Source organism: Acinetobacter sp. RF14B, from assembly GCF_006864105.1.
Lineage (GTDB): Bacteria > Pseudomonadota > Gammaproteobacteria > Pseudomonadales > Moraxellaceae > Acinetobacter > Acinetobacter lwoffii_C.
On sequence record NZ_SMTB01000059.1, the window covers coordinates 1 to 17,287 of the forward strand.

At 45.5% G+C, this 17,287-nt stretch carries 17 protein-coding genes; 10 read left to right on the forward strand and 7 right to left on the reverse strand.

Going from position 1 to position 17,287, the window contains the following annotated elements; all coding sequences use genetic code 11:
• The coding region (locus E2K52_RS09550) for a helix-hairpin-helix domain-containing protein (RefSeq protein ID WP_264765941.1) at nt 1-542 on the forward strand (542 nt) is incomplete at its 5' end.
• Nucleotides 543-630: 88 nt separating this feature from the next.
• Here the strand turns inward: E2K52_RS09550 and E2K52_RS09555 are convergent.
• Nucleotides 631-1,698: an SDR family oxidoreductase gene (locus E2K52_RS09555; protein ID WP_151204902.1), complete on the reverse strand. Its 1,068-nt coding sequence runs from the start codon at nt 1,696-1,698 to the stop codon at nt 631-633.
• Nucleotides 1,699-2,040: 342 nt separating this feature from the next.
• Between E2K52_RS09555 and ftn the strand changes: the two genes are divergently transcribed.
• The 6 genes from ftn to E2K52_RS09585 all read left to right on the forward strand — a co-directional run bounded on the left by ftn (nt 2,041) and on the right by E2K52_RS09585 (nt 10,497).
• Nucleotides 2,041-2,505, forward strand: coding sequence for a heteropolymeric bacterioferritin subunit Ftn (ftn, locus tag E2K52_RS09560; protein WP_151204903.1), 465 nt, complete (start codon nt 2,041-2,043; stop codon nt 2,503-2,505).
• A 308-nt stretch (nt 2,506-2,813) separates the two neighbouring features.
• Nucleotides 2,814-4,625, forward strand: coding sequence for an ABC transporter substrate-binding protein (locus E2K52_RS09565; RefSeq protein ID WP_151204904.1), 1,812 nt, complete (start codon nt 2,814-2,816; stop codon nt 4,623-4,625).
• A gap of 19 nt (nt 4,626-4,644) precedes the next feature.
• Nucleotides 4,645-6,645, forward strand: a complete 2,001-nt coding sequence (locus tag E2K52_RS09570; protein ID WP_151204917.1) for a M3 family metallopeptidase — start codon at nt 4,645-4,647, stop codon at nt 6,643-6,645.
• Nucleotides 6,646-6,662: 17 nt separating this feature from the next.
• On the forward strand, nt 6,663-7,601 hold the full coding sequence (locus E2K52_RS09575) for an ABC transporter permease (protein ID WP_151204905.1): 939 nt from the start codon (nt 6,663-6,665) through the stop codon (nt 7,599-7,601).
• 8 nt (nt 7,602-7,609) lie between these two features.
• A complete protein-coding gene (locus tag E2K52_RS09580) occupies nt 7,610-8,755 on the forward strand; it encodes an ABC transporter permease (protein ID WP_151204906.1) in 1,146 nt (381 codons plus the stop codon).
• 8 nt (nt 8,756-8,763) lie between these two features.
• Nucleotides 8,764-10,497: an ABC transporter ATP-binding protein gene (locus E2K52_RS09585; RefSeq protein ID WP_151204907.1), complete on the forward strand. Its 1,734-nt coding sequence runs from the start codon at nt 8,764-8,766 to the stop codon at nt 10,495-10,497.
• A gap of 622 nt (nt 10,498-11,119) precedes the next feature.
• Here the strand turns inward: E2K52_RS09585 and rluB are convergent.
• The 6 genes from rluB to E2K52_RS09615 all read right to left on the reverse strand — a co-directional run bounded on the left by rluB (nt 11,120) and on the right by E2K52_RS09615 (nt 15,776).
• Entirely contained in the window at nt 11,120-12,154 is a 1,035-nt protein-coding gene (gene rluB / locus E2K52_RS09590; protein ID WP_151204908.1) for a 23S rRNA pseudouridine(2605) synthase RluB, read from the reverse strand.
• Nucleotides 12,155-12,195: 41 nt separating this feature from the next.
• Complete coding sequence (scpB, locus tag E2K52_RS09595) at nt 12,196-12,786, reverse strand: SMC-Scp complex subunit ScpB (RefSeq protein ID WP_151204909.1); 591 nt, start codon at nt 12,784-12,786, stop codon at nt 12,196-12,198.
• The gene (locus tag E2K52_RS09600) at nt 12,783-13,577 is read right to left on the reverse strand and encodes a segregation and condensation protein A (RefSeq protein ID WP_151204910.1); all 795 of its coding nucleotides are present in this window, start codon (nt 13,575-13,577) and stop codon (nt 12,783-12,785) included. The genes scpB and E2K52_RS09600 overlap by 4 nt, the downstream gene beginning before the upstream one ends.
• A 525-nt stretch (nt 13,578-14,102) precedes the next feature.
• Entirely contained in the window at nt 14,103-14,372 is a 270-nt protein-coding gene (locus tag E2K52_RS09605; protein WP_151204911.1) for a hypothetical protein, read from the reverse strand.
• Between the two features lie 38 nt (nt 14,373-14,410).
• Nucleotides 14,411-15,028: an L-threonylcarbamoyladenylate synthase gene (locus E2K52_RS09610; RefSeq protein WP_151204912.1), complete on the reverse strand. Its 618-nt coding sequence runs from the start codon at nt 15,026-15,028 to the stop codon at nt 14,411-14,413.
• Nucleotides 15,029-15,113: 85 nt separating this feature from the next.
• Nucleotides 15,114-15,776, reverse strand: a complete 663-nt coding sequence (locus tag E2K52_RS09615) for an elongation factor P hydroxylase (RefSeq protein ID WP_151204913.1) — start codon at nt 15,774-15,776, stop codon at nt 15,114-15,116.
• Between the two features lie 97 nt (nt 15,777-15,873).
• On the opposite strand from E2K52_RS09615, the gene E2K52_RS09620 reads away from it, so the two are divergent.
• The 3 genes from E2K52_RS09620 to E2K52_RS09630 all read left to right on the forward strand — a co-directional run.
• A complete protein-coding gene (locus E2K52_RS09620) occupies nt 15,874-16,431 on the forward strand; it encodes a YceD family protein (protein ID WP_151204914.1) in 558 nt (185 codons plus the stop codon).
• A 77-nt stretch (nt 16,432-16,508) separates the two neighbouring features.
• Nucleotides 16,509-16,691, forward strand: a complete 183-nt coding sequence (gene rpmF, locus E2K52_RS09625) for a 50S ribosomal protein L32 (RefSeq protein WP_151204915.1) — start codon at nt 16,509-16,511, stop codon at nt 16,689-16,691.
• A gap of 234 nt (nt 16,692-16,925) precedes the next feature.
• Nucleotides 16,926-17,287: ACP S-malonyltransferase (locus E2K52_RS09630; RefSeq protein ID WP_151204916.1), on the forward strand; the 362-nt coding region annotated here is incomplete at its 3' end.

Below are 17,287 nucleotides of genomic sequence, written 5' to 3' on the forward strand. Positions count from 1 at the left end.
AGAACCTGCTGGATGCGATTGAAAACAGCAAGAAAACCACACTGGCAGCATTTATCTATGCACTCGGTATTCGGGGGGTAGGTGAAACCACGGCGCGGATGCTGGCCAATACCTTCCAGACTCTGGACGCCTTACGCCATGCTGATCTTGAAACCTTAAAGAAAACACCGGATGTGGGAGATATTACCGCAGAATGGATTATTGATTTCTTTCAGGCACCGCATAATCTGGAAGTGCTGGATCGTCTGCTTGCCGCAGGCATTCACTGGGATGCACCGGTTGCTCCGCCTCGCCAGCCACTCAATGGTGAAAGTTGGGTGGTGACCGGAACCCTCAGCAGTATGGGACGTGATGAAGCAACACAATTATTGCAAGCCCTCGGTGCTCGGGTGAGTGGTAGTGTATCTGCTAAAACCAAATGTGTGGTGGCTGGAGAAAAGGCCGGCTCGAAACTGGATAAGGCTGAAAAACTGGGTGTACCCGTGATAAATGAAGAGCAGTTTATTGATTTGATGCATAATTATGGCCTGCTGGAAGCTTAAGCTATTTTCTTGGCTTTTTAATCGCCTCTAAATATTAAAAAAGACACCTTCGGGTGTCTTTTTTAATACTTTCAAATCACTCTACCGGTTAAGGAATATAGCGTTTGACCAGTCCGTCATCAAGAAGCTGCTGAAAATGCTCAACCAGACTTTCTTGTACCGGACGATATTGAATCCCGAGCTGATCCTGACTTTTTTGTGCATTAAAATAAATTGGATAGCCCATGTTGAGTTCGACAAATTTCCGGCTAAAGCCGGCAAGTGGGCCAAACATCTTAAATGCAGTTTTAGGTAACTGATTGCGTGGGAAAGGAAACTTGGCACCAAAAGCTTTACGCAAAATTTTCCCCATCTCCAGCAGGCTTAAAGTCTCACTACAAATAATATAACGGCCTTCGGCCTCGGGATTAAATGCTGCAAGGAGATGTGCTTCAGCGACGTCTTGTACATCGACAACCCCATTCCACATAGGCGGAACACCCAGCAGGGTCAGACCATTGGCAAACTGTTGCAGAACTTCCACGCTGCCAGACTGGGTGTTGGGGGTAAGGGATTTTCCAAATACCAGAGCAGGATTAATACAAATCAGATCCCAACGGTCCTGCGCCTCCGCCATTTCCCAAGCCTTGCGTTCGGCCATCACCTTGGAATAAGGATAAGGCTGATGATGCGGGGAGCTGGTCATATTCCAGTGCGACTCATCAAAACGCTGCTGTTCGGTTTGTAAAATATCAATGGCATCGCCATAGGTCGAGGCAATACTGGAGGTCACCACCACGCGTTGAACCGATTCGGTCTTATTGACGCTATTTAATACATTTTCTGTGCCCACAACTGCGGGCTCAATGATATCTTTTACGGGGTCTGTATAATTGGTCACAACAAAAGGCGAAGCCATATGAAACACGATTTCACAGTCCTGCATCGCCGCATCAAAAGAACCCGGGGTTAGCAGATTGGCTGCAAACAGTTTAAGTGTGCCAGGAGCACTGTCGGCAATCTGTTCCAGATGCTTAAAACTTTGCGTCTTGTTTAAATCCCGAACAGTAGCGTGAACGGTATACCCTTGGGTTAAAAGTTTTTGAATTACCCAACTGGCGATATAGCCAGAGGCACCGGTCACGAGCACAGGCGCTGTAGTTGATGGTTGTGTCATAATGAAACCGTTGTTGTTTTAAATTTCCCTGCATCATAAGACAAATCAAGCATAAAATACCCCAATATAATGATATTTATACAAACATGATGAGTATTTTTTATCACGATGATTTTTTACAATTTTTAACGTTTGATTTTTCTAGTAAAATTTTGACTTTGGAAAAGATACAAGCAGTTGCAACATCTTGTTTTCTAAACGGGATTTATCTGAATTGAGAGGGTAAATGCAAGTGCTTCTCATTTTAATTTTATAAAAATCATATATTTACGTAAATTTAACTTTTGCAAAACCGCACGGTTTTATTCATAATAGATTTTATAAAATAGGGAGTAGTTCAAAATGCGTGGTAATCCAGAAGTCGTAGACTATTTGAATATGCTGATTGGCGGCGAGCTGGCTGCCCGTGACCAATATCTGATTCACTCTCGTATGTATGAAGATTGGGGCTTGAGCAAGATCTTCGAACGAATTGATCATGAAATGCAGGAAGAAGCCCAACATGCGGATGCGATTATCCGTCGTGTCCTGTTTCTGGAAGGCAAGCCGAACATGATGCGTGATGACATTGAGGTCGGTGAAGATGTGGTCAGTTGCTTGAAAGCCGATTTAAAACTTGAGTATCATGTGCGTGAAAAGCTGGCTCAGGGAATCAAGCTGTGCGAGGAAAAAGGGGATTATATCACCCGTGATCTGCTACGCCAGCAAATGTCTGATACCGAAGAAGATCATACGTACTGGCTGGAAAAACAGCTGAGGTTGATTGAGTTGATTGGTCTGCAAAATTATATCCAGTCACAGATGTAAAACATAGATAGAAAATCCCGCAATTTTGGCGGGATTTTCTATATTGAAAGGCGCTATTTTGAAAACCCAACCATTTTTGATAATCCAGACGCGGGCAGATCGTTAAACAGCAAGCCATAACATGAGTCATTGATATAAAGTAATAAAATTGAAGAGGGTAATGACAATGCTTGGGAAAAAGGTGACTCAGATCGCCAGAACCGGATGAATCTTAAATTTAAGTTTATAAAGCTGCTCTTATTCTAAGCAGACTGTGGCATTATCTAGAGCTTGAACCTGTTAAAAAAATAAAGAATTAGATCAAGTGCATGCTAAAAGAAAAATTTTTAACTCCATTTTTACAGCTGACTCGCTGTCTGATCGTAAGCTGTCTGTTTGCAACTGCTGCATTACCGGTCGGGGCTGCCAATCCAGCCGATCCAAATAAAATCCTGCGTGACGTTTTTCCGGTGGCTGAAACCGGCTTTGATCCGGCTGCGACTCATGATGTCTATTCTGGCCGGGTCAATGCTGCCATTTTTGAAAATCTATTTAGTTATGATTATCTGGCGTCCCCAGTCAAACTGGTACCGAATACGGCAGTCGCTTTACCACAGGTCAGCGCGGATGGTCTGACTTATACTATTCAAATCAAGAAGGGAATTTATTTTGCAGATGATCCGGTATTTAAAGGCAAGAAGCGTGAACTGACGGCTGCTGACTATGCCTATTCACTGAAACGGCTGATAGACCCGACCTTACATTCTCCAAACAGCTGGTTGCTGGAGGGCCGGATCAAGGGAACAGAAGCCTTACTGGCACAGGCTAAAAAAACCGGCAAGTTTGATTATGATCGGCCCTTTGAAGGCATTCAGACGCCGGATCGCTATACCCTGATTTTAAAGCTGATTAAACCGGATCAGAACTTTGCAATGCTGCTTGCCCATCAGCCGGCAGCGGCGGTCGCCAGAGAGGTCATTGAAAAATATCGTAATAAGGCCGGCTTTGTGATGGATCATCCGGTGGGTACCGGGCCCTATCTGCTGAGTCACTGGACACCAGCTTCACGGATCATCTTAACTGCCAATCCGAACTATCGTGGCTTTGTCTGGAACTTTAAGGCCAGTCATCATGCAGATCAGCCTATTATCAAGGCCATGCAAGGAAAGAAAATGCCGCAGATTGGCACTATTGATATTCGGGTGATTGAAGAAGCTCAGTCCCGCTGGCTGGCTTTTAGTAAAAATGAGCTGGATATCAGTGAAATTGAGGGTGATCTGGTGGTACAGGCATTAGAAAATGGCGTACTCAAACCGAATTTAAAAAAGCAAGGCATACAACTTTCTCGCATTAGCGATCCTTTAATTGGCTATCAGTACTGGAATATGCGGCATCCGGTCGTGGGCGGATTGGCAAAGGAAAAAATAGCCTTACGTCGGGCAATGGCAATGGCATTTTCAACTGAGAAGATGATCAATATTCTGTATAAAGGTGATGCCACTCAGCTACAAATGCCGATTCCTCCCGGGATGGTCGGTTATTCTCCACAGTACAAGAGCAGTATTCCCTACTCAGTCAAGGCGGCCAATCTGCTGCTTGACCGCTATCAATATCAGGTCGGGACGGATGGCTGGCGGCGTCAGCCGAATGGCAAGCCGCTGGAAATTGAGCTGATTGTGGGAAATACCAGCCGTGGTCAACAGCAGGCAGAATTCTGGAAAAAGGCACTCGACAGCATCCAGATCAAGATGGTGAGTAAAGCCATGCCATTTGCTGAAGCCCTCAAGCTGGAAAAGCAGTGCAAGACCATGTTTAAAGGCTCGGCCTGGATTGCGGACTATCCGGATGCCGATAACTTTATGCAGCTGTTTTACGGTAAAAATATCCACATGAGCAATAATTCCTGTTTCAGGCATCCCGAATTTGACCGGCTCTATGAGCAGACCCAGAGCATGAATCCGGGTCCTGCACGTGATGCCCTGTATCGCAAGATGTCACGCATTCTGGAGGTTAATATGCCGGTTCTCATGCTGTACAGCAGCTACCGTAATGTACTCACTCAAGCGCGGGTGATCGGCTATAAGAATCATCCGATTTTGTCAGCAGAATGGATGTATCTCGATGTCGATTCTAAAAAATAATCCAACACTGGAGCGATGGATGCAGTCAAAGAAAATGAAAATAAGCACTCTCAGTGTGTTGCTCATGATTAGCAGTTCCGGGGCAATCGCGGCTCAGCCCTCATTCTTGCCTTTATTTAACGCAAGCGAGATTCCCGCCTTATGTGATGCAAACTTAAAAAAAATGCACAAGCAGGTTAAAAAGTTTGAAAGCAAAAAAATAAAAAACAATACCCGAAGTTCGGCCTATTTGGCAGAGTGGGACAACATTCTGGCCGAAGCGAGCGATTTTATTTCACCGATTGGACTATATAGCAATATAGATCCTGATCCGGCCTTACGTCAGGCCGCAGATGATTGTGAGCTTAAAAGTGATCAATATCTGACGGCACTGTATCAGCGTCCACAGCTTTATGTCCAATTCAAGAAATTAACCGCAATAGATGAAATTGATCAGAAATATCTGAAGGATATTCTGGAACAGTTTGAAAAAAACGGCATACAGCTGAGCGCAGACAAGCAGAAACGCTTAAAGGAAATTATGGATGAGAGCACCAGACTCTCTCAGGATTTCTCCAAAAACGTACGGGATAATCAGGACAAGGTTGAATTTAATCCAGAGGAAATGAAAGGTTTGCCAGACAGTTATATGGCAGGCCTGAAGACAAATACCCGGGGGAATTATGAATTAGGCTTTGATTACCCGGAATATCAGCCTTTTATGGAGCTGGCAGACAGCGATACAGCACGTAAACGCTATCAGACGGCGTATAGCCGGCGTGGTACTGAACAAAACCTGAAGCTGATGAAAAGGGCAATCGATCTGCGTTATGAGCAGGCACAACTATTTGGAAAAGACAGCTATGCCCATTTTGCCCTGGCATATCGTATGGCTAAAACCCCTGAAGCCGTCAATGCTTTTCTGGAGGAAGTTCATGCCAAGGTGGCGCCGCTAGAAAAACAGGAGATAGAAGAATTACGTCGTTTCAAGGCAGAAAGCTTAAAAATTCCTGTGGAAACAGCAAAAATTGAGCGTTGGAGCCAGCTTTACTGGAATGAAAAGCTACGTCAGGCCAAATACCAGATTGATCAGGAAAAACTGCGCGATTATTTTCCAACTGAAGCTGCACAGAAATGGTTATTTGCCCTGTCTTCTGAACTATACGGCATCCAGTTCAAGCCGGTGAAAGTCAAAGCCTGGCATGATGAAGTGGAATACTACGCCGTGCATGACACTGCTTCCGGAGAGTTTCTGGGCGGCCTGTATCTGGATAAATACCCGCGTAAAGGTAAGTATGGCCATGCCGCGGTGTGGGGTGTGTATGGGGGCAGCCGTTTAAATGAGCGCCGTCCCATCTCCGTTTTGGTGACCAACTTTAACCGTAAAGGGCTGAACAGCAATGAGCTAGAAACCTTTGTACATGAAATGGGACATGCCTTGCATGGCCTGCTATCTAAAACCCGCTATAGTGAGCAGTCAGGCACATCGGTAGAACGTGACTTTGTTGAAGCTCCTTCACAAATGTATGAAGAATGGGCACGCCGTTTTGAAACGCTGTCTAAAGTGGCCGACTATTGTGAACCCGCCTGTCCACGCATTGATGCAGCCATGGCCGAGCGCTTAAAAAGCGTCAAAAATTATGGCCGGGGAGCGCATTATGCACGCCAGACCCTATATGCGCAGTATGACATGGCTGTGCATGGCCAAAATGCCTTAAGCCTTGATCCCTTAAAACTCTGGCAGGAAATGGAAAGTCAAACTGCCCTGGGATATGTCTCGGGACAACAGTTTCCGGGCCAGTTTGGGCATTTGATGGGGGGCTATCAGGCAGGTTATTACAGCTATATGTGGTCACAAGTTTTGGCACTCGACATGCTGTCTGCTTTTGGGGAGCATTTGATGAATCCTAAAGTGGGAGCACGTTATCGCACTACGGTACTGGCTCAGGGGGGGCAAAAGCCGGGTGAGCAGATGGTCAAAGACTTTCTGGGACGTGAGCCAGACAGTCAGGCGTTCTTCAAGGAAATTTCAGGACATTAAGTCAGGGCAGGGATACAATGCTGGCATATATAATTCGCAGGATTTGGCAAATGATTCCCACCATGCTGGGTGTAATCTTGCTGATTTTCTTTTTGTTTAATTGGGTGGGAGGAGACCCGGCGTATATTCTGGCAGGGAAAATGGCCAATCTGGAACAGATTGAAAATATCCGGCAGCAGCTGGGAGTTGAACAGCCCTATTATGTACAGCTCTGGATATTTATCCAGCAAATCATCAGCTTTGATTATGGCCTGAGCTGGAGTACCGGAGAACCCGTCTCGCAGATTATCATTACCCGTTTGGGACCTTCACTGACCATTTTAATTCCCTTAACCATTTTACAAACTTTAATTGCCATTATTCTGGCGCTGGCTGTGGCTGCTGTACGAGGCTCGCTGACTGACCGCATGATCATGATGCTCTGCACCATTGGCATGTCGATCAGCATTCTGGTGTATATCATCGTTTTTCAGTATGTACTGGCCTATCAGCTGAGCTGGTTCCCGGTTCAGGGCTGGAGCGACAGTCTGACTAATAACCTGTTTCAATATGCCATGTTGCCGATTCTGATTATGCTGGTGGTCAGTATTGCACCGATGCTGCGCTTATACCGCAGCTTTGTACTGGATGAAGTTAATCAGGACTATGTGCGTACCGCACGGGCAAAGGGCTTGCGGGAAAGCCGGATTCTGGGCGTACATGTACTGCGTAATGCTTCAATTCCCATTATTACGGATGTCATGTCGAGCTTGCCGGCCCTGCTGATCGGTGCTTTTTTGATTGAACGCTTCTTTGGCATTCCTGGCATTGGACGTGAAGTGATTATTGCGGTAGAGCGCTCTGATTTTCCGGTTATTAAAGCCATTACCGTATATGTGGCAGTCGCGACCATGCTGTTCAACCTGATCGCGGATGTCATCTATAAATGGATTGATCCGCGTATACAGTTGAAGTAGGTGAAGGTATGCTGAGTGCCATTTTAAAACGAACGCAGGCTCACCAGACAGCTGCATCTGCCTCAAGCGGATTATGGCAACTGGCCTGGCGCCGTCTAAAGCGTGACCGTATTGCCATGTTGTCGTTGTGGATTGTTGGATTCTATTTTCTGCTGCTGATCTTATCTCTCAGTGGCATGCTTGCCAAAGACTGGGATCAGGAAGTGGCGGTGAGCTATGCACCTCCCACTTTTATGAAGAGTACCCCGGCAGTCGAGGTTTCATTTCCTGAAGAAAGCCAGCTCAGAGCGGCATCAGGAAAACCAGTCGAGCCTTTACAAAATAACGGCACGGCATTAAATCTGCAAGTTGCTACTGTGCAGGGAGCAGGTCAGATCATAGAGGATTATGGGGTGGTCGATCCTTTGGCTGAAGATATGCTGGCCATCGAACAGGAACTGGGAGGCCAGTTAATAGATCAGCGCAATGAGCTGAAACAGAGCCTGATTTTTGGTGCAGATAAATGGGGACAGGATATACTGCTAAAAACCATTAAAGGTGCAGAAACTTCGATTCTGGTGGGGCTGGTTGCCGCAGTAATGTCGGTGGCTATCGGCACGTTATTGGGTGCAGTCGCAGGGTATTTCAGTGGCTGGGTCGATGATGCACTGAACTGGTTTTATAATATTTTTACCTCAATTCCTTATCTGTTACTGATACTGGCCATTGCGGCGGTATTGCAGCAAAAAGGTATTCTAGCCATTATCCTGATTTTAGGACTGACGGGCTGGACCGGGGTATTTCGTCTGGTACGGGCTGAGTATATGAAGCACACTTCACGTGAATATGTACTGGCTGCCAAAGCTATAGGGGTCAGCCATATGCGCCGTATGTTTGTGCATATTTTTCCCAATGTAAGCCATATTGCGCTGGTACAGATGTCCATTCTGGTGGTGGCCTTTATCAAGTCTGAAGTGATTTTAAGCTTCTTGGGCTTTGGTGTACCGACAGGTGTGGTGTCGTGGGGCAGCATGCTGAATGAAGCACAAAGTGAGCTGATTTTAGGAAAATGGTGGCAACTGGCAGCCGCTTCCATTGCCATGGCGGTGTTGGTGACGGCATTTTCGATGTTTAGCGATGCACTGCGTGATGCATTAGATCCCAAACTGAAATAGGAGCCAACATGTCTGATCAGAACTTTCATCCAGTCCCTGTATTGCTCCGTGTAGAAAATCTGCGCGTCAGTTTTAAAGATGAACATCAACAGTATATCGAAACGGTCAAAAGTATTTCGTTCGATATCCCCGCCAATACCACCGTAGCCTTGGTCGGAGAGTCGGGAAGTGGAAAATCTGTGACTGCGCTGGCCACCATGGGACTATTGGCCCCTGAAAATAGCCAGATTTCTCCCGACAGTAAAATTATGTTTGAAGGACAGGATCTGCTTACACTACCTGTCTGTAAAATGCGCCAGATGTGTGGCAGAGATATCGCCATGATTTTTCAGGAACCCATGTCTTCGCTCAACCCGGTCTTTACGGTTGGTATGCAGATTGCAGAAGTATTAAGACTGCATTTGGGCATGAATAAAAAACAGGCCCGTCAGAGAACTTTGGAGCTGTTGCAGGAAGTGGGTATTCCTTCACCGGAAGCCCGGATTGATGCTTATCCGGGCCAACTATCTGGCGGACAGCAGCAAAGGGTGATGATTGCTATGGCGATTGCCTGCGAGCCTAAACTCCTGATTGCCGATGAGCCGACCACAGCGCTGGATGTGACCATTCAAAAGCAGATTCTAGACTTGCTTGAATCCTTGCGTCAGCGCAGGCAAATGTCAATTTTGCTGATTAGTCATGACTTGGCCTTGGTCGCTGAAATTGCAGATCAGGTCATTGTAATGCGTGATGGAGAAATCCGTGAACAGGGAGCAGTCAAATCCGTACTTGAGCATCCAAAAGACGTGTATACCAAAGCGCTTTTACATTGTCGGCCTCAGCTTTCTCATCGGCCACAGCGTCTGCCGGTAATCAGTGACTTTATCCAGCAAAAAGGAGAGCAATGGTTTGAAAATGTGCCTCCAAATCCTGAAAAGCTGACAGAACGTAGCCGAGGCTTAAAGGGCAATGAAGAAATTATTCTGAATGTGCGCGATCTGAATAAATCATTTTATAGCCCCAAAGGCCTATTTCGAAAAGAAGAATTTCAGGCGGTGAAGGGGGTGTCATTTCAGCTGGCCAAAGGTAAAACCTTGGGTCTGGTTGGTGAATCAGGTTCTGGAAAAACCACCATTGGACTGTTGCTGATGCGTTTACACCAAGCTACAGGCGGTCAGGCCCTGTTTCAGGGACAGGATATTCTGTCCATGTCAGAAAAAGAATTTAAGCCATACCAACGCAAGATTCAGATCGTTTTCCAGAATCCTTATGCCTCACTCAATCCACGCTTTAGCGTAGGCCAGATTCTGATGGAGCCGATGCAGATTCATAACATTGGTGCGAATGATGCAGAACGTAAACAGCTGGCACTGGAGCTACTGAAACGGGTCAGCCTGCCGGTGCAGGCCTTTGACCGTTATCCGCATGAGTTTTCAGGGGGACAACGTCAGCGGATTGCGATTGCACGTTGTCTGACTTTAAAACCCGAGATTTTAATCTGTGATGAATCGGTCTCGGCACTAGATGTCTCGGTTCAGGCTCAAGTACTGAATTTGCTACAGGATTTACAGGATGAATTTGGCCTGAGTTATATTTTTATTTCACATGATTTGTCGGTAGTGAAATATATTTCTGATCAGATCATGGTACTGAATCAGGGGGAATTGGTAGAAATCGCCAATTCAGATGAACTGTATCAATCTCCGCAGCATGAATATACCAAGCGTTTACTCAGCGCCATTCCGCAAGGGATTCCACAATAATATTTTAAGTTCCAAATAAAAATGCCCACATTGTTGGGCATTTTTTATGACTGAACGATGTTCTCAGGAAACAGGTGGGATAGCTGCATATGTATCAGATTCTGGTCGGCTGTACTGAACAGACTAAGGTTAAGATCATGATCCTGTGCGGCTGTATGGAAGCGGAGCAGCCCAGTCTGCTGCTGGTCTGCAGGAGGAATCACACTAGATTACATCTGTTGAACCTTACTGAATTTACATATCTTATGAGAAGGATCAGCAAAGAGCGCCCAAGCGGTACTGCCCTCGGAAATAACAAGTACCCGATAGGTTTTTATAATATGGACTACTAGTACCAATAACAGAGAGGATCCGATCAGTATACAGGTCCATGGATCCAGTATTTTTAGAGGCTGTGTACTGAAATCACGAAGAAAATGAATATCGCTGAAAGGGATAGAGCGGCGTTCTGGATTTGCTCTTTGCCAGCTGCTGTAATGAACCAGCATAAAATGCACTAGCATTAGTATGTAGAAACCATAAAGCCGGGAAGCCTGAGGTGCCACAGGATGATAATATTGGCTCATTATTATTGTTCTTGCAAAAAAAAGAGCCACCGAAGTGACTCTATCTTAATGAAAGCTTAAAACTTTTTAAAGCCTTTGTTGATGCCATAAGGACGACGCGGTGCATTTTCATCACGCTCTTCACGACGACCAAAACCCTGTTCATGACGATTGTCACGACGTGCGAACTGGGTACCGTTCTGGTTTTCACGACGTACAAAACCACTATCTTCACGGCCATGAGTATTTTGTGGCTGATCATCGGTATCACGACGTTGCTGACGCAAATACCCCCCACGGCGTGCTGCCAGTGGTTTTTCCTGCATACGTTCATTGCGGCGTTTTGCCATACCGTATAGACCCGTACCTTGGCGCGGCTTGAGCTCAACTGCTTTGGTCAGGTTATCAATATCCTGTTTATCCAGTTCCATCCAGCGACCTGTACGCAGCTCACGTGGCAGAATTACCGTGCCATAACGTGTACGTAACAGACGGCTGACTTTAAGGCCTTGTGATTCAAAAATACGGCGCACCTCACGGTTACGACCTTCTTTTACTACTACTTGATACCAGCGGTTAATACCGTCGCCACCCAGCTCAGAGAAAGACTCAAACTTGGCCGGACCATCATCCAGTACCACACCTTTTAGCATGTTGTTTTTCAATTGTGGAGTTACTTCACCCATGACACGAACGGCATATTCACGTTCAATTTCATTTGAAGGGTGCATCAAGCGATTCGCCAGTTCGCCATCATTGGTGAACAGTAGCAACCCGGTCGAGTTAATATCCAGACGGCCGACCATTACCCAGCGATCATTTGCCAGAGCAGGCAGATTATCAAATACCGTTGGACGGCTTTCAGGATCATTGCGCGAACAGATTTCGCCTTCAGGCTTATAATAAATCAGTACACGACGACGAATTTCATCTTCAATCTGGAAATGAACCTTACGACCATCAATGCGAAGCTCATCACCTGGTTCAATACGTTCTCCCACTTGGGCAATTTGCCCATTTACACTTACACGTCCAGCGGCAATGACTTCTTCCATATAACGGCGAGAACCCAGACCAACACGTGCAAGTACCTTTTGCAATTTTTCACTCATGACAGCATAACCTTAGAAATAATTATCAACAGTTCACCTATTTATGATGTCAATCCATTTGTATCGAGCATCATAAAAGCTTCCTTGGCATTCTGTAAGGGAGGCAATTGGCCTAAACTGATTAAGCCAAAAGCGTTCAAAAATTGTGGCGTTGTGACTAACAACGCAGGTCTTCCCGGGAGTTCACGAAACCCGGATTCCTTAATCCAGTTCCAGTCAAACAGCGTACGCAAAATCTGGCTGTTATTGGTGACTCCACGAATCTGTTCAATATCGGCTCGTGTGACCGGCTGGTGATACGCAATGACTGCAAGTATTTCCAGTAAGGCAGGCGAGAGACGTGTTGGTCGCTCAGGCCAGGTCTGTGCAATAATTTTACGATATTTTGCACGGACTTGAAAACGGTAACCTTGGGCCGTTTCAATCAGTTCAATAGACCGGCCATGGAATAGCATCGAGAGCTGTTGTAAATACTGGCGCAATTCCTGCTTGCTATAACGGTCATGAAACGCTTCCTTGAGGCGTGCCAATGACACGGCTGAATCACTGGCGAATATAATCGCTTCAAGCTGCATTAACACTTCATGCCGGTTATCTTCGGCAGATAAAGGACTGGCTGGATCGAGGGTCATGAGCGAGCTCCTTGAATTGCGAGCGGGGCTTCTACGCCTGTAGCAATAATCTGGATTTTTTGTTGGCGAGTCAGTTCCAGTACGGCCATAAAAGTCACGACCATGCCCATGCGGCCCTGACTCGGTTTTAATAGTGCATCAAATAACAGCACTTCACCCGATTCAATACAACTTTCAATATAAGCAATCCGCTCTTCGAGTAACACCGGTTCTTGCTGAACCTGATGAATGACTGGTTCAGGACGATTAAAAACACACAGCAGCGCATCCCGGAGCAGGTCAATATTGTGGCCTTCATTGGGCTGGATAAACTCACCCAGGCTGACATTGGTAGCAAAAGTGTCACGTTCCAGAACACTCATCTGCCCAAGATGCTCTGCTGCCTGTTTAATCCGTAGATAATTTTCCAGACGGTCAATTAGTTCCTGCCTTGGATCTTGCTCGACAGTTGAAGTTGTTTTAGGCTTGGGAAGCAGTAAGCGCGATTTAAGATCCGCCAATAATGCGGCCATCACCATATAATCAGCTGTCAGCTCAATATTCAGGGACTTCATGGCATTCATATAAGATAAATACTGTGACGCAATCGGTGCAATATCGACCTTTAATAAATCAAAACCGTTGCGCTGAATCAGGTAAATTAAGAAGTCGAGTGGGCCTTCAAAATGTTCTAACAGAATTTCAAATGCGGCAGGCGGGATATAGAGGTCCTCTGGAATCTGATCTTGCCACTCATCCAATACACGGATTTGCAGAGCTGATTCCACCACACTAGAGGTCGTTTGATTCATTACAATTATAGGCCACGCGAATTTTCAAAGGCATGAAAGGGCTAGGACTTCGATATTGTATCGAAAGAAAAAGCACATAAAGAGTGGCGTTATTGTACGGTAAAAAACTTGCTAAATAAATTGTTTGAAAATAATTTTGCTAAAAACGCGAAATTAAATCCACTATTCATGTATTTGAAATCTGCTCTATCCTCATAAAAAGCTCAATAGAGTGAAAGCTTCTCGCAGAATTCTATGGTGAGTTTAGATGTGTTGGAGTGCATGAAAATGAGTATAGATCAGCATTATCTGATTGAGCGATATGAACTCATGAAATTTCAAACGATACACTACATCGCATGGTCAACTTTCTCCTGAGTCATGCAAGCATTCAAAAAGCTTGGAATCACAGAGGCTAAAGCGTCCACAAATGAAGGGCACAAGATCGAACTTTCTTGGTTTAAGTTATTTATGTATTTGAAGCTCTTTAAAATACTTGCTGAAAGTATCTATAGCTTGGAATTGAACATAAAGGTGCTGAATTCGTCAATCGGACTGTTGCCGTAAGGCGAATTCAATCATACGTTGATAGCTGCTGGCCAGACATAAATTCTGGTTTGAATAGAGCTGGAAAAGTCTGTGAACCCAAGAAAGCTCAAGAAAGAACCTATATTCAATCTGGTCAAGATGTAAGACCGGAGAAGAACTAGCTTCGACCAGTATGGCTCTTGATTGCAAGGTCCAAGGCTGCTCTGCATAAATCAGCTGATGTGCCGGAAAGGCATTATAATTCAGGAGGATATAAAATAAATCCATTTATATGCCTCCTGTATTTTTTAATCTATTTACGGGATTTATTCAAAAGCACTTACATCACCTACGCCGCGACGCACAATTTCCGGATTTTCCCCCGAAAGATCTACAATTGAGGTGGTACTTAAGGTTCCCAGACCACTATCTACAAATACATCAATACGCTTGCCGAGCTGGGTTTCAATATCAAAAGGATCATCCAGAGGATCATCTTGACCGGGAAGAATAAGGGTGGAGGTCAGCAAAGGCTCCCCCAGCTCTTTAAGGAGCATCTGGCAGACCTGATTGCTGGGAATACGCAGCCCAATAGTTTTCTTCTTTGGATGCATCAGGCGGCGTGGCACCTCACTGGTGGCTGGTAAAATAAAGGTAGTGATGGCCGGTGTATTATTTTTCAACAAACGATACATGGCATTGTCGACTTTGGCATAGGTCGCAATATCGGACAGGTCACAGCAGAGAATGGCATATTGATGCTTGGGGCCAAGTCCACGAATCTGTGCAATCCGTTCCATGGCATTTTTATTTCCGATCTGGCAGCCAATTGCATAGGCCGCATCGGTAGGATAAACAATCACATCCCCGGCACGGATATGCTCGACCGCCTGGCTGATTAAACGAGGTTGCGGATTATCCGGGTGTACACGTAAATGCAGCATAAATATTCCTCCAAACTCTGCCATTGCTCTATTATGAAGCGCATATTGAGCCACTGGCAATTATAAACAGGTAGATTTGTGTAATCTAATCAAGCATTTCACGTAAAAACTCATGAGCTTGTAAACTTTCGCCGTTACGCGTACAGGCGCAAATATACTCAATGAAGCGATTGGCATCGCGTGGCAGTCTGGCGTCGCCATTAAAATAGCGCTGTACCTGGGCATGAACATTGTCTTTAAAGCTGGTTCCATCCCCGCCTTCACCAGTCAGATTATCTAAAGAAACCCGGAATTTACGCCCAAAGGCGGTGGCAAACATCCACTCAATTGCTTGCGGCTTGATTTCCACCTGTTCAAATAAGGCCTGCTGCTCCTGAGTCCGGCCATCTGGCGCATACCAATAGCCTAAGTCTGGCAGTTTGCGGCGCTCATCGCCAGCAATGGTCCAGTGACTGATCTCATGCAGGGCGCTGTTGAAAAAGCCATGAGCAAACTGGATTCTTGCCGGACCGTCCGAGCTGGCCGGGAAATATTCTGGTTCAAAATCACCACGAACTAAGCTGACATTTAAGTGGGAAAACCAGTGATTAAAGTGTAAGATGAGCCAATCAACCTGTTCTGCTTCTGAGGATAAATTCGCCCAGAGTAAGAGTTGCACTTGCTTGAGTGAGTTATCAGAATCAGGCGTTGAAAGTGTGCTAACGAGTGATGAAATATTCACTTCTGTTTGCGGCTGCAACAGATGCATGACTTAAGTTACCCAAATGGTCTGTCTAAATAAGTACAAAATTGTATCTTAATCTTTGACAGAGTACTGATGAATTTGTAGAATTGCCGCCTTAATTATGTCAGCAAATACCTTTCCGGCACAGATTGAGCCGTTTAAATGGGCTGAACAGGGCTTTAAATGGTCAGGTCAACTGCCTTTATCCCGCTTTGTTCGTATTGCTCGTGAAGCTGTTGGATCAATTGATGATCAATTGATTAACATAGACTGTAAGCTATCAATGGATGCCTATCATCGGATTGCATGGCTAGATGGTCACGTTGAAACAAAAGTTCCTATGGAGTGCCAGCGCTGTCTGGAACCTGTAGAAATTGAACTTGTTTCAGATTTCCATTTGGCTCTTGTAGATGATGAGTCACTGATAGAGCGCTTGGATGAGGATGCTGATTTCATCGTCCTAGGTGAAAGTGAAGCAACGAGCAAAGGTGATTATGATGCACCGGCGACTGCTGATTTACTGGCACTGATAGAAGATGAGCTGTTATTGTTGTTGCCTTTGTCTCCTAAGCATGATGTTTGTGAGCATAAGCACCAGCCTGCTCAAGAAGAGTTAGTTGAAGAAAAACGGGATAATCCGTTTGAAGCTTTGGCTGCTTTGAAGGGTAAACTTAACTAATTTTTGTGTTATACTCATAGGTATAAGACAATCGAATTTGTTCTGATCCATTTTTTCGATCTTTGTAAGGAGCCATCATGGCCGTTCAGCAAAACCGTAAAAGTCGCTCTCGCCGTGACATGCGCCGTTCACATGACGCTTTAACCGAGAATGCATTAACTGTAGACCAAGCTACTGGTGAGACTCGCCGTCGTCACCACGTATCTAAAGATGGTATCTACCGTGGTCGTCAATTATTCGCTAAAGCATCTGCTGAATAATTGGTGATGTATTAAGCGTTAGAGCTTAGTAGAAAAAATGGGAGCATTAAGCTCCCTTTTTTTTATGTCTGCTTTTGGTCTTTATAAAGCCAAAGCCGCAGATTTTGTTGTATTTGGCAATTACAGACAGCAAAATTCCATGTTAAATTGCGCTCCACCATGAGTTAGGTGGTTGGATTGGTCAATCAAATGACCCTTAATTCAAAGCCACCTCTTGAATGAAAGGATTTATTTATGTCTGCTCAACAGCTCGAACAAGCAGCTCAAGCCAGCAAAACTGCTTTTGTATTCCCGGGCCAGGGTTCACAAAAAACCGGCATGCTGGCTGAACTGGCAGAACAGTTTGCCGGTATTCGTGAGACCTTTGCAGAAGCGTCCGAAGCGGTAGGTTTTGATCTGTGGCAAATCGCTCAAAGCGGTGAAGGTTTAGACCAGACTGAATTTACCCAGCCTGTACTGCTGACTGCCTCGGTTGCTTTATGGCGCGTATGGCTAGAGCTGGGCGGTGTAGCGCCAAAATATCTGGCCGGTCATTCACTGGGTGAATACAGTGCGCTGGTTGCAGCAGGTGCTTTGAGTCTAGGCGATGCTGTGAA